The following is a 15,262-nucleotide window of genomic DNA, read 5'->3' as shown; positions in this document are numbered from 1 at the left end:
AAAAACGGCACCCTCTGGGTGCCGTTTTCGTTTTCGCCTTGCCTCAAATGTGTAGATGCTCGGCAGCGTACAGCGTGTTTTCCAGCAAGCAGGCACGTGTCATCGGCCCGACACCACCCGGAACGGGAGTGATCCAGCCGGCGCGGGGCAGGGCGGTTTCATAAACCACATCGCCTACCAGCTTGCCATCGTCCTGGCGATTGATACCGACATCGATGACGATAGCGCCTTCCTTGATCCATTCACCCTTGACCAGACCGGGTTTGCCGGCTGCGACCACCACCAGATCGGCGAGGCCGACATGGGTGGCGAGATCCTTGGTGAAACGGTGCGTAACGGTGACGGTGCAGCCGGCGAGCAGCAACTCCAGGGCCATCGGGCGACCGACGATGTTGGAAGCACCCACGACCACCGCATGCAATCCATAGAGGTCGACACCGGTGCTTTGCAGCAGGGTCATGATCCCTTTGGGGGTGCAGGGGCGCAGCAACGGCATGCGCTGGGCCAGGCGGCCAATGTTATAGGGGTGGAAGCCATCCACGTCCTTGTCGGGGCGGATGCGCTCGAGCAATTGGGAGGCGTCGAGGTGCTCGGGCAAAGGCAACTGAACCAGAATGCCATCGATGGTCGCGTCGTCATTGAGACTGTCGATCAGGGAAAGCAGCTCGGCTTGGGTGGTGCTGGCCGGAAGGTCATAGGCGCGGGAAACGAAACCGACTTCCTCGCAATCCTTGCGTTTATGCGAGACATAGACCTGGGAGGCCGGATCGGTCCCCACCAGGATCACTGCCAGACCGGGGGCGCGGAGGCCTTGCTGGCGACGCTCGGCGACACGTTGGGCGATCTGCTGGCGGAGATTGGCGGCGATCGCTTTGCCGTCGATCAGTTTTGCGGTCATGACGCTTGGTTAACCATTGGAAATGATTGAAAAAGGACGCGCATTCTCGCATGGTGGGGCTGGCGGGCAAAGGCGGCTGGTCAGTAAATTCGTCTAACTCCTTTATCTCGCTGATTTTTTTAATTTTTACTGTTGACGAGGTGATATCGCCTCTATAAGATTCGCCCCGCTTGTCGAGCACAGCCGGTTGCTGGGTAAGAGGCGCGGCGGAAGCGAAGTTCAATCCGCTCAGCCAAGGCTTTAATCTTTGCATCCATGCTGGATGCAAAAAATAAGCGCCCGTAGCTCAGCTGGATAGAGCATCCGCCTTCTAAGCGGATGGTCGCAGGTTCGAGTCCTGCCGGGTGCGCCATTTGGCAGCTTGGCACAAGCATCGCAATATGGTGGGCGTAGCTCAGTTGGTAGAGCACAGGATTGTGGCTCCTGGTGTCGTGGGTTCGATTCCCATCGTCCACCCCATATTCGAGAAAGCGCCAGGCTAATTGCCTGGCGTTTTCATTTAAGCGTTATCGCGGACGTGGTGGAATTGGTAGACACACTGGATTTAGGTTCCAGCGCCGCAAGGCGTGAGAGTTCGAGTCTCTCCGTCCGCACCATCTCTTCTCGGTATTCCGGTCTCTTTTCTAAAAGGCTTTTCGGCTCAACTAAATAGTTGTATGTGCCAGCCTTTATTTTCCTTTCGCATGCAGAATCTGGCTCCACCCGAATATGGCCTGAAGCTCAGGCCATATTCGGAAGAAGCGGTAGTGGCTGAAGTTTTCGCGAGCGCTCACCCCAATAAGTAAACGGCGGTTGGTTGCGGGTTGTTGGCGATATAGCTGGCTGCTTTCGCGCGGATATGGTTGATCAGCTCGCTATCGTCGAGATCCAGGTGGAGCTTCTTTGCTCTTTCCGTGCTGCGTTGGGCCAGCGCATGGCGCCGGCGGTCAGATATTTTCTTAGCCATTTTCTGCCTCGCTTTTCGATTGGTGGGCTCGCTGTCGGGTTTGTCCTTAATAAGGAAACCCATAAAAGAACGCCGGTGGGCGATCTTTGCATTCTGAGTGGAGCGACGGGCTCTTTCGTTCCCGTTTGGAGATTGAGCGGGCGAGGGCTGCGGCTGCCGACATTCTCATGGATCGTTGGCTATCGCTTACCTGCCTACGCCCAATAGGGTGACTTCTTCATTTCGAGCCACTAGAATGCATGCCCTTGATTCTGGGGCCGGAACGGCCGGCTTATGTCTGTGCAACGAGGAATATCCATGCAAGTTTCTGTTGAAAGCACCTCCGCTCTTGAGCGCCGCATGACTATCGGTGTCCCGGCCGAGCGCATCGAGACCGAAGTCAACAAGCGTCTGCAGCAGACTGCCCGTCGTGCCAAGATCCCTGGCTTCCGTCCTGGCAAGGTGCCGATGAGTGTTATTCGTCAGCGTTATGAGGATGCCGCTCGTCAGGAAGCGCTGGGCGATGTGATCCAGGCAACTTTCTATGAGGCTGTCGTCGAGCAGAAGCTGAACCCGGCTGGCGCTCCTGCCGTTGAGCCCAAGGTGTTCGAAAAAGGCAAGGACCTCGAGTACATTGCCACCTTCGAGGTTTTCCCTGAGTTCCAGGTTTCCGGTCTGGAGGATATCGAGGTCGAGCGTCTGCAGGCCGACGTTGCCGACTCCGACATCGACAACATGCTGGAAATCCTGCGCAAGCAGAACACTCGCTTCGAGAAGGTCGAGCGCGAAGCGCAGAACGGCGACCAGTTGAATATCGATTTCGTCGGCAAGATCGACGGCGAAGCCTTCGCTGGCGGCTCTGCCAAGGGCACCTCCCTGGTGCTGGGTTCTGGCCGCATGATCCCTGGCTTCGAAGAGGCTCTGGTGGGCGTGAAGGCGGGTGAGGAGCGAGTGATCAACCCGACTTTCCCCGAGGACTATCAGAATCTTGATCTGGCCGGCAAAACTGCTGAGTTCACTGTTGCTGTGAACAGTGTTTCCGAGCCCAAGCTGCCCGAAATGAACGACGAGTTCTTCTCTCTGTTCGGTATCAAGGAAGGTGGCCTCGAAGGTTTCCGTGCGGAAGTTCGCAAGAACATGGAGCGTGAGCTGCGCCAAGCCATCAAGGCCAAGGTCAAGAGCCAGGTTATGGATGGTCTGCTGGCCGCCAATCCGATCGAGGTCCCGAAGGCGCTGCTGTCCAATGAGGTGGATCGTCTGCGCGTACAGGCTGTTCAGCAGTTCGGCGGCAACATCAAGCCGGATCAGCTGCCGGCCGAGCTGTTCGAAGAGCAGGCCAAGCGTCGTGTCGTGCTGGGCTTGATCGTGGCGGAAATGGTCAAGCAGTTCGAGATCAAGCCTGACGAGGTGCGTGTTCGTGAACTGATCCAGGAAATGGCTTCCGCCTACCAGGAGCCTGAGCAGGTCGTGGCTTGGTACTACAAGAATGAGCAGCAGATGAACGAAGTGCGTTCGGTTGTGCTGGAAGAGCAAGTTGTAGATACTGTTCTGCAGAAGGCCAAAGTGACCGATAAAGCGGTCTCCTACGAAGAAGCTGTCAAGCCGGCGGAAGCTCCGCAAGCCGCCTGATTCTTCCCCTCGTTCGAGCACACCATAAGCCAGCCTTCGTGCTGGCTTATGCGTCTTTGAAGACCACCATCTAGGGAGTGATCGCAGGACATGTCCCGCAATTCTTTTATGCAAATGCCTGACATCCAAGCCGCTGGCGGCCTGGTGCCGATGGTTATCGAGCAGTCCGCCCGTGGCGAACGTGCCTATGACATCTATTCGCGCCTGTTGAAGGAGCGGGTGATCTTCATGGTCGGCCAGGTCGAGGACTACATGGCCAACCTGATCGTGGCGCAGCTTTTGTTCCTCGAGGCGGAGAATCCGGACAAGGATATTCACCTCTACATCAACTCTCCGGGCGGTTCGGTGACGGCTGGCATGTCGATCTACGACACCATGCAGTTCATCAAGCCGGATGTTTCCACCATCTGTATCGGCCAGGCCTGTAGCATGGGAGCCTTGCTGCTGGCGGGTGGGGCTGCCGGCAAGCGTTATTGCCTGCCGCATTCGCGGATGATGATTCACCAGCCGCTGGGCGGGTTCCAGGGGCAGGCCTCGGACATCGAGATCCATGCCCGCGAAATTCTCACCATTCGCGAGCGCCTGAACAAAATCCTGGCCGACCATACAGGTCAGCCGATCGATGTCATTGCCCGCGACACTGATCGTGACAATTTCATGAGCGGCGACGATGCCGTCAAATATGGCCTTATCGATCAGGTGCTTAGCCAGCGTCAGATGGCCAGCTAAACACCTCCGCTCCACCGCGGCCGGTCAAAGCCGGCCGCCGTGCGGACTTGAAAATGCCCGCATTTGCCTTCATCTTGTGTTGCAAGCCTACCGGATTGGATTGATCGAATGACTGACACCCGTAACGGTGAGGACAACGGCAAACTGCTTTATTGCTCCTTCTGCGGCAAAAGCCAGCATGAAGTGCGCAAGTTGATTGCCGGGCCCTCGGTTTTCATCTGCGACGAGTGCGTCGACCTGTGCAATGACATCATCCGAGAGGAGGTGCAAGAGGCCCAGGCCGAGAGCAGCGCGCATAAGCTCCCGGCGCCGAAAGAAATCAGCACCATCCTCGATCAGTACGTGATCGGTCAGGAGCGTGCGAAGAAGGTGCTTTCCGTCGCGGTCTACAACCACTACAAACGCCTCAACCAGCGCGACAAGAAAGACGATGTCGAGCTGGGCAAGAGCAATATCCTGCTGATTGGGCCGACCGGATCGGGCAAGACGCTGCTTGCCGAGACCCTGGCGCGCCTGCTCAACGTACCGTTCACCATTGCCGATGCCACGACTCTGACCGAGGCCGGTTATGTGGGCGAGGACGTCGAGAACATCATTCAGAAGTTGTTGCAGAAGTGCGATTACGATGTGGAAAAGGCCCAGATGGGCATCGTCTATATCGACGAAATCGATAAGATTTCGCGTAAATCGGACAATCCATCGATTACTCGCGACGTGTCGGGCGAGGGCGTTCAGCAGGCCCTGCTGAAACTGATCGAGGGTACTGTCGCTTCGGTTCCTCCGCAGGGCGGCCGCAAGCATCCGCAGCAGGAGTTCCTCCAGGTCGATACGCGCAACATTCTCTTCATCTGCGGCGGTGCGTTCTCTGGATTGGAAAAGGTCATCCAGAACCGTTCTACCAAGGGCGGTATCGGGTTCAATGCCGAGGTGCGCAGCAAGGATCTTGGCAAGCGTGTCGGCGAAGCCTTGCGCGAAGTGGAGCCGGACGATCTGGTCAAGTTCGGCCTGATTCCCGAATTCGTCGGTCGCCTGCCTGTCATCGCTACGCTGGATGAGCTGGACGAAGCGGCGCTTATGCAGATTCTCACCGAACCGAAGAATGCGCTGACCAAGCAGTACGGCAAGCTCTTCGAAATGGAAGGAGTGGACCTGGAGTTCCGTCCGGATGCGCTTCGTGCCGTCGCTCATCGCGCGCTTGAGCGCAAGACGGGGGCCCGCGGCTTGCGTTCCATTCTCGAGGGTATTCTGCTCGACACCATGTACGAGATTCCGTCGCAGACAGATGTCAGCAAGGTGGTGATCGACGAGAGTGTCATCGAAGGCACTTCCAAGCCGTTGCTCATCTATGAGAACAGCGAGCCTCCAGCCAAGGCTGCGCCTGAGGCGTAAGCGCTTCACGATCGACAAGGGGCCTGCGGGCCCCTTTGCATTTTCAGCCTCAGCGCTTGTTTTTTCCCGAACCTACCCCCATCTTAGGTTGCAAGGGTAATCCCATCCGTTTACGGCCATATGGCCGCCGTAGAGCCGATATCATGAAGACAACCATCGAATTGCCTCTCCTGCCGCTCCGCGATGTCGTGGTGTATCCGCACATGGTGATTCCGCTCTTCGTTGGGCGTGAAAAATCCATCGAGGCCTTGGAAGCTGCAATGACCGGGGACAAGCAGATTCTCCTGCTGGCCCAGAAGAATCCGGCGGATGACGATCCCGGTGAGGATGCGCTTTATCGGATGGGAACGGTCGCTACCGTGCTGCAGCTGCTCAAGCTTCCGGATGGCACTGTCAAGGTGTTGGTGGAAGGGGAGCAGCGCGGTGCGATCGAGCGCTTCATCGAGGTGGATGGCCATTGCCGCGCCGAAGTGAAATTGATCGAAGAGGCGAGCACGGCCGAGCGCGAATCCGAAGTATTCACCCGTAGCCTGCTCAGCCAGTTCGAGCAATACGTTCAGTTGGGCAAGAAGGTTCCTGCCGAAGTGCTCTCGTCGCTAAACAGCATCGATGAGCCGAGCCGTCTGGTCGACACCATGGCCGCACACATGGCGCTGAAGATCGAGCAGAAACAGGAAATCCTGGAGATCACGGATCTGTCGGCGCGTGTCGAGCATGTGCTGGCCTTGTTGGATGCCGAAATCGATCTTCTGCAGGTCGAGAAACGCATCCGCGGGCGTGTGAAGAAGCAGATGGAGCGAAGCCAGCGTGAGTACTACCTGAATGAGCAGATGAAGGCCATTCAGAAAGAGCTGGGCGACATCGATGAAGGTCATAACGAAATCGATGAGTTGAAGAAGCGCATCGAGAATGCAGGCCTCACTAAAGAAGCCTATTCCAAGGCCCAGGCTGAGCTGAACAAGTTGAAGCAGATGTCGCCGATGTCTGCCGAGGCGACAGTGGTGCGCTCTTACATCGACTGGCTGGTCAACGTGCCCTGGAAGGCGGAAAGCAAGGTGCGTCTGGACCTGGCCAAGGCTGAGGATATCCTCGATGCGGATCACTACGGCCTCGAAGAGGTCAAGGAGCGCATCCTCGAATATCTTGCCGTACAGAAGCGCGTGAAGAAGCTGAAAGGGCCTGTGCTCTGCCTGGTCGGGCCACCTGGGGTCGGTAAGACGTCTCTTGCGGAATCCATCGCTCGTGCAACCAATCGCAAGTTCGTTCGAATGGCGTTGGGCGGTGTGCGTGATGAGGCGGAGATTCGTGGCCACCGTCGGACCTACATCGGCTCCATGCCGGGGCGTTTGATTCAAAAAATGACCAAGGTCGCGGTGCGCAACCCGCTGTTCCTGCTCGACGAAATCGACAAGATGGGCAGCGACATGCGCGGTGATCCGGCGTCTGCACTGCTGGAAGTGCTCGATCCCGAGCAGAATCACAATTTCAACGATCATTACCTAGAGGTGGATTACGACCTCTCCGATGTGATGTTCCTCTGCACCGCCAACTCGATGAACATTCCGGCACCCTTGCTGGATCGAATGGAGGTCATACGCCTACCGGGGTACACCGAGGACGAAAAGGTCAATATCGCGGTGAAATACCTGGCTCCCAAGCAGACCCAGGCAAACGGGTTGAAGAAGGGCGAGTTGGAGTTCGAAGAAGCGGCTATTCGCGACATCATTCGTTATTACACGCGTGAAGCTGGCGTGCGTAGCCTCGAACGGCAGATCGCCAAGGTGTGTCGGAAGGCCGTTAAAGAACACGCCCAGGAAAAGCGTTTCAAGGTGTTGGTGACCGCCGACGACCTTGAGCATTTCCTCGGGGTGCGCAAATACCGTTACGGGCTGGCTGGGCAGCAGGACCAGATCGGTCAGGTCACCGGCTTGGCCTGGACTCAGGTAGGGGGTGAGTTGCTGACCATTGAGGCGGCTGTCGTTCCTGGTAAAGGACAATTGACCAAGACCGGTTCGCTGGGTGACGTAATGGTCGAATCCATTACGGCAGCGCTGACTGTGGTTCGTAGTCGTGCAAAAAGTTTGGGAATTCCGCTGGATTTCCACGAAAAACGAGACGTTCACATCCACATGCCGGAAGGGGCAACGCCCAAGGATGGCCCTAGTGCCGGTGTCGGTATGTGCACAGCGTTGGTATCCGCGTTGACTCAGATTCCAGTGAAAGCGGATGTCGCGATGACTGGAGAAATCACTTTGCGTGGCCAAGTTTTGGCCATCGGCGGTTTAAAAGAGAAATTGCTCGCCGCACATCGTGGCGGAATCAAGACTGTGATCATTCCGGAAGAAAACGTTCGTGATTTGAAGGAAATTCCGGAAAATATTAAGCAAGACCTGCAGATTAAACCGGTTAAATGGATTGACGAGGTCCTGCAAATTGCGCTGCAATACGCCCCGGAGCCCTTGCCCGATGCGGCTCCGGAGATGGTTGCAAAGGATGACGCGCGCGAGTCTGATTCCAAGGAGCGAATTAGCACGCATTAGCCGGGGGGCTTCCTTGACACAATTTTCGAGCCCTTGATATAAAGCGGCTCTTTGTGTGTCGGCAGGCCATCCAGCACCCGCTTTGCTTACACCAAAAATTAAGAAACATACTCAACAGAAATAAGGGGACTTAGAGTGAACAAGTCGGAACTGGTTGATCGTATCGCCGCATCTGCTGATATTCCTAAAGCTGTTGCCGGCCGCGCGCTGGACGCAGTGATCGAGTCCGTCACTGGCGCTCTGAAGGCTGGTGATTCCGTTGTGCTGGTTGGTTTCGGCACTTTCGCCGTCAAAGAGCGCGCTGCTCGTACCGGCCGTAACCCGCAGACCGGCAAGCCGATCAAAATCGAAGCGGCCAAGATCCCTGGCTTCAAAGCAGGTAAAGCACTGAAAGACGCTGTCAACTAAGCGTCTTCGGGCATTGCCCTTCCAGGCCGGACTTGATTCCGGCCTGGCAGCGGAGCGGTAGTTCAGTCGGTTAGAATACCGGCCTGTCACGCCGGGGGTCGCGGGTTCGAGTCCCGTCCGCTCCGCCAGTTACGAGGAGGCGCATCCACGGATGCGCCTTTCTTCTATCCGGAATCTACCCATGCTGCGCGGCTGTATTTTCTACAGTCGATTCTGGGGGACGCATGCTGCAGAACATCAGGGACAATTCACAGGGCTGGATTGCCAAGACCATCATCGGTGTCATCGTCGTATTGTTGGCGCTGACAGGCTTCGACGCGATTTTCAATGCCACGAGCAACCGCCAGAACGCCGCCGACGTGAATGGTGAAAAAATCACCATCAATGAGCTGAGCCAGGCAGTAGATATGCAACGCCGTCAGCTGTTGCAACAGCTCGGCAAAGACTTCGATGCCTCGCAGCTCAACGATAATCTGCTGCGGGAGGCCGCGTTGAAAGGTTTGATCGAGCGCAGGCTGCTACTCCAGGGGGCCAAGGACGCGGATTTCGCCTTCTCCCAGGCGGCTCTCGACCAGCTCATTCTGCAGACTCCGGAATTCCAAGTGGATGGCAAGTTCAGTGCCGATCGCTTCGATCAGGTCATCCGCCAAATGGGATACGGTCGCTTGCAGTTCCGTCGGATGCTCGAAGAGGAAATGCTGATCAGCCAGCTGCGGGCAGGGCTTGCGGGTAGTGGCTTCGTGACCGATGAAGAGGCCCAGGCTTTCGCCCGGCTCGAAAAGCAGACGCGTGACTTCGCCATGCTCACGATCAAGGCGGATGCCGCCTCCGCCCAGGTCGGCGATGATGAGATCAAGGCTTATTACGATGAGCATGCCAGTGAATTCATGAGTCCAGAGCAGGTGGTTCTCGAGTACGTTGAGCTGAAGAAAGATGCTTTCTTCGATCAGGTCGAAGCGAAGGATGCTGACCTGCAAGAGCTGTACAAGAAGGAAATCGCCAATTTGGCCGAGCAGCGTCGTGCGGCACATATTCTGGTCGAGGTGAATGACCAGATGAATGACGATCAGGCCAAGGCGAAGATTTCGGAAATCAAGAAGCGCCTGGATGCCGGTGAAGATTTCGCGACATTGGCGAAGGAATTCTCCGATGACTCGGGTTCCGCTACCGAGGGCGGCGATCTCGGCTATGCCGGCCCTGGCGTTTACGACCCGGCATTCGAGGAAGCGCTGTATGCGCTGCAGAAGGATCAGGTCTCGGAACCGGTTCGCAGTGAGTTCGGTTGGCATTTGATCAAGCTGCTGGATGTCCAGGCTCCGGAAGTGCCGAGCTTCGATAGCCTGAAGGATAAGTTGGAGCGCGAGGTCAAGGCTCAGTTGGTCGAGCAGCGTTTCGTCGAAGCGACCAAAGGGCTCGAAGACGCCGCATTCGAGGCGTCCGATCTGGCTCAGCCGGCCCAGGAGCTTGGCCTGGAGGTTAAGACCACCGCGCCGTTCGGCCGCGAAGGGGGAGAGGGCATCGCTGCCAATCGCCAAGTCTTGCAGGCGGCTTTCAGTCCGGAAGTCCTGGAAGAGGCCGCCAACAGTGCGGCAATCGAACTGGACCCGGATACGGTCGTCGTGGTTCGTGCCAAGGAGCACAAGCAGCCGGAGCAGCTTCCGCTCGATCAGGTGGCTGGCACTGTTCGCGAACATCTGTTGCAGCAGCATGCCAGCGAAGCGGCCAAGCAGAAGGGTGAGGCATTGTTGGCCGATCTACGCGAAGGTAAGACTTCGGCCAATGAGGCGGGGCAGGAGTGGAAAGTCACTGAAGCCGCAACTCGCTCGCAGGAAGGTGTCGATCCTCAGGTTCTGCAGACCCTGTTCCGCATGCCCAAGCCGGAGTCTGGCGATAAGCCGAGCTTCGCATCGGTCACGCTGAGAAACGGCGACTATGTGCTGATTCGCTTGAACGGTGTGAGCGAGCCGGAAGGAACGTTGTCGGATGAGGAGAAAGCCATGTATCGACGCTTCCTCGCGTCTCGCAGCGGCCAGCAGGACTTCGCAGCCTATCGCCGTCAGTTGGAAGCCAAGGCAGATATCGAGCGTTTCTAATTGCTGAAAATACAAAAAGGCCGCTGGAAAGCGGCCTTTTTTGTTGTGCCTCGAAAAGGGGCCGGCAGCAGAAATCGTTGGCAAAAGAAAAGGCCGCAAGCGGCCTTTTCTTATCGCATGTGGAGTGCGATCAATCGTCTTCCAGGACACCCATTGCGGTGGTGTTGAAGCCGCCGTCGACGTACAGGATCTCGCCGCTGATGCCCGAGGCGAGGTCTGAGCACAGAAACGCGCCAGCGTTACCGACTTCCTCGATGGTCACGTTGCGGCGCAAGGGGGTCTGCTTCTCGTTTGCGGCGAGCATCTTGCGGAAGCTCTTGATGCCCGAGGCGGCCAGTGTGCGGATAGGGCCGGCGGAAACGGCGTTGACACGAGTACCTTCCGGGCCGAGGCTGCCGGCGAGATAGCGGACGCCGGCTTCCAGGCTTGCCTTGGCCATGCCCATCACGTTGTAGTTGGGCATGGTCCGCTCGGCACCCAGGTAAGAGAGGGTAAGCAGGCTGCCGTTGCGGCCTTGCATCATCTCGCGACCTGCCTTGGCAAGTGCCACGAAGCTGTAGGCACTGATGTCGTGCGCGATGCGGAAGCCTTCGCGGGTGGTGACAGCGGTGAAATCGCCGTCGAGTTGATCGCCCGGCGCATAGCCAACGGAGTGGACGATGATATCCAGGCCATCCCACTTCTTGCTGAGTGCTTCGAACACGGCGGCGATTTCTTCGTCATTGGCGACATCGCAGGGGAAGCACATTTCGGGGCTGGAGCCCCAGCCGGTGGCGAACTCTTCTACACGTCCCTTGAGCTTTTCGTTCTGGTAGGTGAAGGCCAGTTCGGCGCCTTCGCGGTGCATCGCTGCGGCGATACCGGAGGCGATGGACAGTTTGCTGGCGACGCCGACGATCAGCGCGCGCTTACCGGCGAGAAATCCCATGTACTTGTTCCTCTTCTGGTTAATCGACAGTTCCTGGAGCCATGAAGGCGGCCTCCAGCAATTGCCGTGTATAAATGTGCTGCGGCGCGGCGAAGACGGCCTCCGCCGGGCCTTGTTCCACCACCTGGCCCTGCTTTACCACCATCAATTGGTGGCTGAGCGCCCGAACCACCGCCAGGTCATGGCTGATGAACAGGTAAGTCAGGTTGTACTTGGCCTGCAACCCGCGCAGGAGCTCCACTACTTGACGCTGGACCGTGCGGTCGAGCGCCGAAGTGGGCTCGTCCAGCAGGATCAGCGCCGGTTTCAGCACCAATGCCCGGGCAATGGCGATCCGCTGCCGTTGCCCGCCGGAAAACTCGTGGGGGTAGCGGTGCCGGGTTTCCGGATCCAGTCCTACCTCCAGGAGCGCGTCGATGATGGCCTGCTCCTGCTCATCCGGCGTACCGATGCGATGGATTCGTAATCCTTCGCCAACGATCTGCCCGACCGACATGCGTGGGCTCAGGCTGCCGAAGGGGTCCTGAAAGACCACCTGCATCTGCCGCCGTAAAGGGCGGACCTGCCGTTGTGTCAGGCCATTCAAGACCTGTCCCTGGAAGCGAATGGCTCCTTGACTGCTCAAAAGCCTGAGGATCGCCATTCCCAACGTGGATTTGCCGGAACCGCTTTCACCTACGATCCCCAGGGTATGCCCCTGAGGCAGGCTGAAATTGATTCCATCTACCGCCTTCACGTAGTCGACGGTATGGCGCAATACCCCTTTCTTGATCGGGAACCACACGCGCAAGTCTTTCACTTCCAGCAACGGCTCCCCGGCAACAGTGGCCGCGGGGTCGCCGCTGGGCTCCGCACCGAGCAGTTCCTGGGTGTAGGAATGCTTCGGTGCGTGGAACAATTCATCACACGACGCCTGTTCGACGATCTTTCCGCGCTGCATGACACATACGCGGTGTGCAATTCTCCGGACCAAGTTGAGGTCATGAGTGATCAGCAGCAGCGACATGCCCAGGCGGGCCTGCAATTCCTTGAGTAATTGCAGGATTTTCAGTTGGACGGTGACGTCCAGGGCCGTGGTCGGTTCGTCGGCGATCAGCAGTTCGGGCTCGTTCGCCAGTGCCATGGCGATCATGACGCGTTGGCGCTGGCCGCCAGAGAGTTCATGAGGGAAGGCTTTCAGCCGCTTGCGCGGCTCAGGGATGCCGACGAGTTCGAGCAACTCCAGCGTTCTTGCCGTGGCAGCCTTGCCACGGAGCCCCTTGTGCAGCGCAAGCACTTCGTTGATCTGCTTTTCCACGCTGTGCAAGGGATTGAGAGAGGTCATCGGTTCCTGGAACACCATGGCGATGCGGTTGCCACGGATACCGCGCAGTTTTTTCTCATCGAGCTTGAGCAGGTCCTGGCCAGCGTAGTGGATGCTGCCGCTGGGGTGCCGGGCCAGCGGGTAGGGCAGTAGCCGCAGGATCGAGTGAGCGGTAACCGACTTGCCGGAGCCGCTTTCGCCAACCAGCGCCAGGGTTTCACCTTTGCGGATATCGAAGCTGACGCCTTCGACGACACGTTGTGCCTGATCGCCGGTCACGAACTCGACGGCGAGGTCACGTACTTCTATCAGGTTCTCGCTCATCTCACTTCCTCGGATCGAAAGCATCGCGGGCGGCTTCGCCGATGAAAACCAGCAGGCTGAGCATCAGTGCCAACACCATGAAAGCGCTGATACCCAGCCACGGTGCTTGCAGGTTGGCCTTGCCCTGGGCAACCAATTCGCCCAACGAGGGCGCGCCCGGTGGCAGGCCGAAACCGAGGAAGTCCAAAGCGGTGAGGGTGCCGATGGCGCCGGTCAGAATGAACGGCATGAAGGTCATGGTCGAAACCATGGCGTTGGGCATGATGTGGCGGAACATGATGGCGCCGTTCTGCATGCCCAGGGCACGAGCGGCCCGCACGTATTCCAGGTTGCGCCCACGAAGGAATTCGGCGCGCACCACATCCACCAGGCTCATCCAGGAGAACAGCAGCATGATACCGAGCAGCCACCAGAAGTTCGGCTGGACGAAGCTGGCCAGGATGATCAGCAGATAAAGCACTGGCAGGCCCGACCAGATTTCCAGGAAGCGCTGGCCCAGCAGGTCCACCCAGCCTCCGTAGAAGCCTTGCAGGGCACCGGCGAAGACGCCAATGACCGAACTGAGCAAGGTCAGGACCAGAGCAAACAGCACGGAAATCCGGAATCCGTAGATGACCCGTGCCAGCACGTCGCGGCCTTGGTCATCGGTGCCCAGCCAGTTCTCGGTGGACGGTGGTGCGGGGGCGGGAACCTTCAATTCGTAGTTGATGCTGGAGTAGCTGTAGGGGATGGGCGGCCAGAGCATCCAGCCGTCCTTCTGTGCGATCAGTTCCCGGATATAGGGGCTTTTGTAGTTGGCCTGTAGCGGGAATTCGCCGCCGAAGGTGGTTTCGGGATAGCGCTTGAATACCGGGAAATACCATTCGCCGTCATAGCGCACGACCAGGGGCTTGTCGTTGGCGATCAGTTCTGCGCCGAGGCTGAGCACGAACAGACCCAGAAAGATCCAGAGCGACCACCAGCCGCGTTTGTGCGCCTTGAACCGTTCGAAGCGTCGTCGATTGAGAGGAGAGAGCTTCATCTCAACCCTCCCGGCTTTCGAAGTCGATACGGGGATCGACCAGGGTATAGGTGAGGTCGCCGATCAATTTCACGACAAGTCCCAGCAAAGTGAAGATGAAAAGCGTGCCGAATACGACCGGGTAATCCCGGTTGATCGCCGCTTCGAAACTCATGAGGCCCAGGCCATCGAGGGAAAAGATCACCTCGATCAGTAGGGATCCGGTGAAGAACAGCCCGATGAATGCCGAGGGGAACCCGGCGATGATGATCAGCATGGCGTTACGAAAGACGTGGCCGTATAGCACGCGGTTCTTGGAGAGCCCTTTGGCGCGGGCGGTAACCACGTATTGCTTGTTGATCTCATCCAGAAAGCTGTTCTTGGTCAGCAAGGTCAACGTCGCGAAGTTACCGATGACCAGGGCAGTGATCGGTAGGGCCAGGTGCCAGAAGTAGTCGATGATCTTCCCGCCCAGGCTGAGTTCGTCGAAGTTGTTGGAGGTCAGGCCACGGAGGGGAAACCAGTCGAAATAGCTGCCGCCGGCGAACACAACGATCAGCAGGATGGCGAAGAGGAAAGCCGGGATGGCGTAGCCGATGATGATCGCGGAGCTGGTCCAGACGTCGAAGGCGCTGCCGTGGCGCACGGCCTTGGCGATTCCCAGGGGAATGGAGACCAGATACATGATCAGGGTACTCCACAACCCCAGCGAGATGGAGACCGGCATTTTCTCGGCAATCAGGTCGATGACCTTGGCATCGCGGAAAAAGCTTTCACCGAAGTTCAGATGGACATAGTTGGTGAGCATGATCCAGAAGCGCTCGGGAGCGGGCTTGTCGAAGCCATACATACGCTCGATTTCGGCGACCAGGTCGGGATCGAGACCCTGAGCGCCCCGGTAGTTGGAGCCTGCCACGGAAACCTCGGCACCGCCCCCGGCGATACGGCTGGTGGCTCCTTCGAAACCTTCCAGCTTGGCGATCATCTGTTCGACGGGGCCACCTGGTGCCGCCTGGATGATGAGAAAGTTGATCAGCAGAATGCCGAACAGGGTAGGGACGATGAGCAGCAGGCGGCGGACGAGATAGGCCAGCAT

12 protein-coding genes and 4 tRNA genes are annotated in these 15,262 nt (G+C 58.0%); 10 read left to right on the top strand and 6 right to left on the bottom strand.

All coding sequences use genetic code 11. The features are described 5' to 3' along the window. Positions 1–43 precede the first annotated feature (43 nt). Positions 44–898, bottom strand: coding sequence for a bifunctional methylenetetrahydrofolate dehydrogenase/methenyltetrahydrofolate cyclohydrolase FolD (gene folD, locus PIN01S_RS03125; protein WP_084333674.1), 855 nt, complete (start codon positions 896–898; stop codon positions 44–46). 275 nt (positions 899–1,173) lie between these two features. Between folD and PIN01S_RS03120 the strand changes: the two genes are divergently transcribed. The 3 genes from PIN01S_RS03120 to PIN01S_RS03110 all read left to right on the top strand — a co-directional run bounded on the left by PIN01S_RS03120 (position 1,174) and on the right by PIN01S_RS03110 (position 1,494). Continuing rightward, positions 1,174–1,250: transfer RNA gene (locus PIN01S_RS03120), tRNA-Arg, on the top strand. Positions 1,251–1,281: 31 nt separating this feature from the next. Continuing rightward, positions 1,282–1,357 (top strand) — tRNA-His (locus PIN01S_RS03115). A gap of 52 nt (positions 1,358–1,409) precedes the next feature. Beyond that, a tRNA-Leu gene (locus tag PIN01S_RS03110) sits at positions 1,410–1,494 on the top strand. 173 nt (positions 1,495–1,667) lie between these two features. Here the strand turns inward: PIN01S_RS03110 and PIN01S_RS26635 are convergent. Continuing rightward, positions 1,668–1,844: a hypothetical protein gene (locus PIN01S_RS26635; RefSeq protein WP_169715779.1), complete on the bottom strand. Its 177-nt coding sequence runs from the start codon at positions 1,842–1,844 to the stop codon at positions 1,668–1,670. 297 nt (positions 1,845–2,141) lie between these two features. Between PIN01S_RS26635 and tig the strand changes: the two genes are divergently transcribed. The 7 genes from tig (at position 2,142) to PIN01S_RS03070 (ending at position 10,611) form a co-directional block, all read left to right on the top strand. Further along, entirely contained in the window at positions 2,142–3,452 is a 1,311-nt protein-coding gene (gene tig / locus PIN01S_RS03100) for a trigger factor (protein WP_084333672.1), read from the top strand. A 90-nt stretch (positions 3,453–3,542) separates the two neighbouring features. Beyond that, complete coding sequence (gene clpP / locus PIN01S_RS03095) at positions 3,543–4,181, top strand: ATP-dependent Clp endopeptidase proteolytic subunit ClpP (protein WP_084333671.1); 639 nt, start codon at positions 3,543–3,545, stop codon at positions 4,179–4,181. A 108-nt stretch (positions 4,182–4,289) separates the two neighbouring features. Further along, on the top strand, positions 4,290–5,570 hold the full coding sequence (gene clpX, locus PIN01S_RS03090) for an ATP-dependent Clp protease ATP-binding subunit ClpX (RefSeq protein WP_084333670.1): 1,281 nt from the start codon (positions 4,290–4,292) through the stop codon (positions 5,568–5,570). Between the two features lie 143 nt (positions 5,571–5,713). Then, positions 5,714–8,110 carry an endopeptidase La gene (gene lon, locus PIN01S_RS03085; RefSeq protein WP_084333669.1) on the top strand — a complete coding sequence of 799 codons (2,397 nt, stop codon included), beginning with the start codon at positions 5,714–5,716 and terminating at the stop codon, positions 8,108–8,110. Positions 8,111–8,245: 135 nt separating this feature from the next. Continuing rightward, positions 8,246–8,518, top strand: a complete 273-nt coding sequence (gene hupB, locus PIN01S_RS03080) for a nucleoid-associated protein HU-beta (protein WP_084333668.1) — start codon at positions 8,246–8,248, stop codon at positions 8,516–8,518. A gap of 51 nt (positions 8,519–8,569) precedes the next feature. Further along, a tRNA-Asp gene (locus PIN01S_RS03075) sits at positions 8,570–8,646 on the top strand. A gap of 96 nt (positions 8,647–8,742) precedes the next feature. Next, the gene (locus PIN01S_RS03070; RefSeq protein ID WP_084333667.1) at positions 8,743–10,611 is read left to right on the top strand and encodes a SurA N-terminal domain-containing protein; all 1,869 of its coding nucleotides are present in this window, start codon (positions 8,743–8,745) and stop codon (positions 10,609–10,611) included. Between the two features lie 130 nt (positions 10,612–10,741). On the opposite strand, the gene fabI is transcribed toward PIN01S_RS03070, so the two are convergent. From fabI to PIN01S_RS03050, 4 genes are read right to left on the bottom strand one after another with little or no spacing between them, the layout of a single operon-like run. Beyond that, positions 10,742–11,539, bottom strand: coding sequence for an enoyl-ACP reductase FabI (gene fabI / locus PIN01S_RS03065; RefSeq protein ID WP_084333666.1), 798 nt, complete (start codon positions 11,537–11,539; stop codon positions 10,742–10,744). Between the two features lie 19 nt (positions 11,540–11,558). Further along, positions 11,559–13,166 (bottom strand): ABC transporter ATP-binding protein, encoded by a 1,608-nt coding sequence (locus PIN01S_RS03060; protein ID WP_084333665.1) that lies wholly within the window; start codon positions 13,164–13,166, stop codon positions 11,559–11,561. 1 nt (position 13,167) lies between these two features. Then, complete coding sequence (locus PIN01S_RS03055; protein ID WP_084333664.1) at positions 13,168–14,187, bottom strand: ABC transporter permease; 1,020 nt, start codon at positions 14,185–14,187, stop codon at positions 13,168–13,170. Position 14,188: 1 nt separating this feature from the next. Continuing rightward, positions 14,189–15,262, bottom strand: a complete 1,074-nt coding sequence (locus PIN01S_RS03050) for a microcin C ABC transporter permease YejB (protein WP_084333663.1) — start codon at positions 15,260–15,262, stop codon at positions 14,189–14,191.

The sequence above is a fragment of the Pseudomonas indica NBRC 103045 genome (assembly GCF_002091635.1).
GTDB classification, from domain to species: Bacteria; Pseudomonadota; Gammaproteobacteria; order Pseudomonadales; family Pseudomonadaceae; genus Pseudomonas_M; species Pseudomonas_M indica.
This window is presented reverse-complemented; position numbering and strand designations above follow the sequence as displayed.

Coding starts and splice junctions, on each gene's coding strand:
- PIN01S_RS03055 (WP_084333664.1), bottom strand. CDS start 14,187: ATGAAGCTCTCTCCTCTCAATCGACGACGCTTCGAACGGTTCAAGGCG.
- PIN01S_RS03050 (WP_084333663.1), bottom strand. CDS start 15,262: ATGCTGGCCTATCTCGTCCGCCGCCTGCTGCTCATCGTCCCTACCCTG.
- PIN01S_RS26635 (WP_169715779.1), bottom strand. CDS start 1,844: ATGGCTAAGAAAATATCTGACCGCCGGCGCCATGCGCTGGCCCAACGC.
- folD (WP_084333674.1), bottom strand. CDS start 898: ATGACCGCAAAACTGATCGACGGCAAAGCGATCGCCGCCAATCTCCGC.
- clpP (WP_084333671.1), top strand. CDS start 3,543: ATGTCCCGCAATTCTTTTATGCAAATGCCTGACATCCAAGCCGCTGGC.
- clpX (WP_084333670.1), top strand. CDS start 4,290: ATGACTGACACCCGTAACGGTGAGGACAACGGCAAACTGCTTTATTGC.
- fabI (WP_084333666.1), bottom strand. CDS start 11,539: ATGGGATTTCTCGCCGGTAAGCGCGCGCTGATCGTCGGCGTCGCCAGC.
- PIN01S_RS03070 (WP_084333667.1), top strand. CDS start 8,743: ATGCTGCAGAACATCAGGGACAATTCACAGGGCTGGATTGCCAAGACC.
- lon (WP_084333669.1), top strand. CDS start 5,714: ATGAAGACAACCATCGAATTGCCTCTCCTGCCGCTCCGCGATGTCGTG.
- tig (WP_084333672.1), top strand. CDS start 2,142: ATGCAAGTTTCTGTTGAAAGCACCTCCGCTCTTGAGCGCCGCATGACT.
- PIN01S_RS03060 (WP_084333665.1), bottom strand. CDS start 13,166: ATGAGCGAGAACCTGATAGAAGTACGTGACCTCGCCGTCGAGTTCGTG.